The sequence below is a fragment of the Actinoplanes sp. NPDC048791 genome (assembly GCF_040650095.1).
Classification (GTDB): domain Bacteria; phylum Actinomycetota; class Actinomycetes; order Mycobacteriales; family Micromonosporaceae; genus Actinoplanes.
Window position 1 is genome coordinate 1 of the sequence record NZ_JBEZGQ010000719.1, and the last position, 4487, is coordinate 4487.

Annotated in this window: 4 protein-coding genes and 1 pseudogene; 2 read left to right on the plus strand and 3 right to left on the minus strand. The window is 72.7% G+C overall.

Annotated elements, in window-relative coordinates:
* Nucleotides 1–485 (minus strand): annotated as a pseudogene (locus tag AB0C29_RS35365) (tripartite tricarboxylate transporter substrate binding protein); the annotation flags it as partial.
* Between the two features lie 47 nt (nucleotides 486–532).
* Between AB0C29_RS35365 and AB0C29_RS35370 the strand changes: the two are divergent.
* Together AB0C29_RS35370 and AB0C29_RS35375 are read left to right on the plus strand one after the other, a co-directional pair.
* Nucleotides 533–2095 (plus strand): ATP-binding protein, encoded by a 1563-nt coding sequence (locus AB0C29_RS35370; protein ID WP_360829778.1) that lies wholly within the window; start codon nucleotides 533–535, stop codon nucleotides 2093–2095.
* Nucleotides 2092–2763, plus strand: coding sequence for a response regulator (locus tag AB0C29_RS35375; RefSeq protein ID WP_360829781.1), 672 nt, complete (start codon nucleotides 2092–2094; stop codon nucleotides 2761–2763). The genes AB0C29_RS35370 and AB0C29_RS35375 overlap by 4 nt, the downstream gene beginning before the upstream one ends.
* A 7-nt stretch (nucleotides 2764–2770) precedes the next feature.
* Here AB0C29_RS35375 and AB0C29_RS35380 read toward each other — a convergent pair whose 3' ends face one another.
* Entirely contained in the window at nucleotides 2771–3478 is a 708-nt protein-coding gene (locus AB0C29_RS35380) for a lytic polysaccharide monooxygenase (protein ID WP_360829784.1), read from the minus strand.
* Between the two features lie 176 nt (nucleotides 3479–3654).
* A partial coding sequence (locus tag AB0C29_RS35385; protein ID WP_360829787.1) for a substrate-binding domain-containing protein occupies nucleotides 3655–4487 on the minus strand: 833 nt, incomplete at its 5' end.

The window sequence follows — 4487 nt, forward strand, 5'->3', positions numbered from 1 at the left end:
CCGGCGTGCAGGAACGGAGTCGCCCCGGCGATCGCGGTCGGCGCGCCGATCGTGCTCAAGCCCCAGGCCTCGATCAGCTCGTCGAGCGAGCCGTACGGCGAATCGCGGCGCACCACCACGATCGACGGCTCCTGCACCAGCCGGGCGATCGGCGTGGCGTCCGCCAGCGTCACCTCGGCATCGGCCGCGATCTCGGCACCGATGAGTCCGAGCCCCATGAGCATGACCAGCAGGGCGTTGCCCTTCTCGTACGCGAGCCGGCGCAGCCCGACCACTCCCCCGGCGCCGGGCAGGTTGAACACCTCGACGCCGCGGGCGATACCGGCGTCGCCGAGCGCGGTGGCCAGCACCCGGGCCGTGATGTCGTAGCCGCTGCCGGGCGGGTTCGGCACCATGATCCGCAGGTCGTCGCCCGGCCCGGCCGGTGTGGTGCACCCCGCCAGGGCGGCTGCCAGCGCGCCGCCGAGCAGGGAGCGTCTTCGCATGCCGACAGTCTGGCGCAGCGCGGCCGATCGGCGCAGGATGCTGTTCCATGAGACACCGGCTCTCCCTGGCCGGTCAGTTGCTCGCCCTGCAACTGGCCATCGTCCTGCTCGTCGTCGGGGCGGTCGCCGCGGTCTCGATCGCCGAGGCCGATGCCGCGTTCCGCCGGGTGGAGGGTGAGCGGCTGCGGTCGGTCGGTGAGAACGCGGCGATCAACCGGACCGTGCGGCTGGGGCTGGGCAATCCGCTGGGCCGCGACGCCCTGGAGACGGTGGCGGAGAGCGCGCGGGCGGTGTCCGGTGCCTCGTACGTGGTGGTCGCCGACGCGGCCGGGACCGTCGTGACCGGGCCGGACGCCGGGCGGCCCGCGCCGATGGCCGGCAGTCCGGCGCTGAGCGGCCGGTCCTGGGTCGGTGTCATCGAGAGCGGCAGCAAGGCCCTGGTCGCGCACGTTCCCGTGCTGGACGAGCAGGACGGCCATTTCATCGGGCTGATCATCGTGGGCCGGGCCTATCCCACGCTGGCCGATCAGCTCGGCAGTGCGCTGACGAACCTGCTCACCTACCTGGTGCTGGGCGCTGCGCTGGGCGTCGGCGGCTCGTTGCTGCTCGCGCGGCGGGTGAAGCGGCAGACCCTGGGCCTGGAGCCGCGCGAGATCACCGGCCTGGTCGAGCATCGGGAGGCGATGCTGCACGGCATCAAGGAGGGCGTGATCGGCACCGACGCCGCGCACCGGGTGACCCTGGTCAACGACGAGGCGATCCGGCTGCTCGGGCTGCGCCCGGACGCGGTCGGCCGGTCGCTGCTGGAGCAGGGCTTCGAGCCGGCGCTGCTGGACGTGCTCACCGGCCGGTCGGAGGGGGTCGACCAGGTGGTGCTCAGCGACGACCGGGTGGTGGTGCTGAACCGTCAGCCGGTCGTCATGCGGGGCCGCGCCGCGGGCTCGGTGACCACCCTGCGCGACCGCACCGAGCTGACCGCGCTGCGCCGGGAGCTCGACGTCAGCCGGCACACGACCGACACCCTGCGGGCCCAGGCGCACGAGTTCGTGAACCGGCTGCACACCATCTCCGGCCTGGTCGAGCTGGGCGAGCACGAGGAGGTGGTCCGCTACATCAACCGGACCAGCGAGCTGCACGAGACCCTGGACCGGGAGGTGACCCGGGTGATCCGGGACCCGGCGCTGGCCGCGTTGCTGATCGCCAAGGCCAGCCTGGCCGCCGAGCAGGGGGTCACGCTGACCATCGCCGAGGGCACGGACCTGGAAGCGGTCGACGACCAGCTGTCGGCCGACCTGGTCACCGTGGTCGGCAACCTGGTGGACAACGCGCTCGACGCGGTGGGACCGGGCGGGTCCATCACGGTACGGGTGACGACGATGCCGGTGGGCGAGGTGGTGGTGACGGTGACCGACTCGGGGCCCGGGGTCGAGCCGGAGCTGGCCGACCGGGTGTTCCAGCAGGGCTGGAGCACCAAGGACCAGGTGGACGGCCACCATGGGCTGGGCCTGGCGATGATCCGGCTGATCTGCGTGCACCGCGGCGGCGGTGTCGAGGTGCACGGCTCCACCTTCACCGCCCGGCTGCCACTGGCCCGGGAGGTGGTGGCGTGATCCGCGTTCTGGTGGTGGACGACGACTTCATGGTGGCCAAGGTGCACCGCGGTTTTGTCGACCGGGTGCCCGGCTTCACCACGGTCGGGGTCGCGCACACCGGCGCCGACGCGCTGGCCCAGGTCGGTGCGGTGCGCCCGGACCTGGTGCTGCTGGACATCTACCTGCCCGACATCACCGGGCTGGACGTGCTGCGGCGGCTGCGGGAGAGCGGGGACGGCGGGCCGGACGTGCTCGCGGTGACGGCGGCGCGCGACGTGTCGACCGTACGCTCGGCGCTGCGCGGAGGTGTCGTGCACTACGTGCTCAAGCCGTTCGGTTTCGACGTGCTGCGTGACCGGCTGGAGCGTTACGCCGCCGTGCACGACCGGCTCGCACTCAGCACCGACGTGGGGCAGCCCGACGTGGATCAGCTGTTCGTCACGTTGCGGATGTCCAGCGCGCCGATGCCGAAAGGGCTGACCGCGGACACCTCCCGGCTGATCGCCGATGCGATGCGCGACTGCCCGGGTGACCTGTCGGCCGAGGAGTGCGCCGAGCGGATCGGCCTTTCCCGGGTGAGCACCCGCCGCTATCTCGAGCACTTCGTCACCGCGGGAAAGGCCGAGGTCCGGCTCCGCTACGGGTCAGCGGGCCGGCCGCAACGCCGGTACCGCTGGATCGCCTAGCTGCGGGCTACCCGAAGTTCACGTCCGCGCACCAGTAGTAGACCTGGTCGGCGTGCCCGGCCTCCCACACGGTGTAGACGATGTGCCGGCCGGTCAGCCCCGGTGCGCTCACCGGGATCTTCACCGACACGCCACCCAGGGCCGGGTCGGTGGTGGTCTCGCCGGCGCCGGGCGCGATCGGCCCGGTGTCCTTGAGCAGGGTCAGGTCACTCCAGGACAGCCGCTGGGTCAGCGGGTTGTGACCCTGCCGGCTGACGTAGACCCGGTAGTACTTGGCGCCGTGCCGGGCCTGGTCGTGGGCCACCACGGTGAACGCCGACGAACTGGGGATCCGGGTGGCGGTCCAGTTGCCCGGCGTGTCCAGCGCCGAGTAGCGGGTGCCGCCGGTGTTGCCGGCGCTGCACAGCGTGCCGTTGGGGACGGCGGCCTGGTGGTTGCCCTGGACGTTCTCCCGGTAGAGACCGTTCCAGTTCCACATCGCTGTGGTGTCGGCCTGCCAGGCCTGCCAGCACATGGGGTCCACCGTGGCCATGGTCGGATTCTGGAAGTCGCTGCCCCAGCGCTTCCAGCAGCCGTAGTTGCGCGACGCCGGGTCGATCGTCGAACCGTGGGCGAACGCGCCGCCGGCCAGCGCGGTGGTGAGCAGCAGGACGGCCGCCACCAGCACGGTGCAGGTGCGGGTTAGGGGTCGGGGCAGTCGGATGGTCGAGGACATGGTGCCTCCAGCACTCGATGAGGGATCGAGATGCCCGGGCACGGTCGCCGGGGGGACGGAATGCACGACGCGCGCGGGCATCGATGGACGGTGGCCGGGAGTTTCGCCCTCTCCCGGCCGGCCACCTGCTCCCGCGGCGGTCCCGTACGGAGAATTTCAGAAGACATCCACGCCTGTCAATGTCTTGGCGGTCCGGTGGTGCCCCGGACGACGAGCCGGGGCGGGACGACGACCTCGCGCCGGGCCACCGCGGTGCCCTCGATCCGGTCGATCGCCCGGCGTACGGCGAGCCTGGTCATCGTGCCGGTGTCCTGCGCGATCGTGGTGAGGTCGACGTGCGCGAGCCGGGCCAGCCGGCTGTCGTCGTAGCCGACCACACTGAGGTCGCCGGGCACCTTCCGGCCGTGCCGGGCGACGACGTCGAGGACCCCGGTGGCGCAGCGGTCGTTGAAGACGGTGACGGCGGTCGGCGGGTCGTCGAGGAGCACCTGGGCCGCCACCGCGCCGTCCTCTTCGGTGAGGCCGGCCGGGACGATCCGTGCGTACCGGTCGAGGCCGTGAACCCGCAGGGCGTCGCGGTATCCGCGGCGGCGCTCGGCAGCGCCGGGGGCACGCCCGCCGTCGATGTGCGCGATGTTGCGGTGGCCCAGCCGGACCAGGTGGTCGACGGCCTGGTGCAGCCCCTCGGCGTCGGCGGTGCGGACGACGTCCACGGCCGCGTGCCGGACGCCCCGGGCCAGCACGATCACCGGCAGCCGGGTGGCCAGCCGGACCAGGCTCGCGGTGGGCTGCTGCGGCCCGAGCAGGATCAGCGCCTCACAGCGGTCCTGGAGCAGGCCGGCCGTCGCCTCCCGCTCGTCGCGGCCGGGCGTGACGGCACTCAGCGCCACCTCGTAGCCGGTTTCCCGGGCGGCGGTGTAGAGGTCGGTGACCAGGTCGCCGTGGAAGTCGTGCTGGATGCCGAACACCACGCCGAGCAGGCGGCTGCGGCCACTGCGCAGCAGCCGCG

Coding starts and splice junctions, on each gene's coding strand:
- AB0C29_RS35370 (WP_360829778.1), top strand. CDS start 533: ATGAGACACCGGCTCTCCCTGGCCGGTCAGTTGCTCGCCCTGCAACTG.
- AB0C29_RS35380 (WP_360829784.1), bottom strand. CDS start 3,478: ATGTCCTCGACCATCCGACTGCCCCGACCCCTAACCCGCACCTGCACC.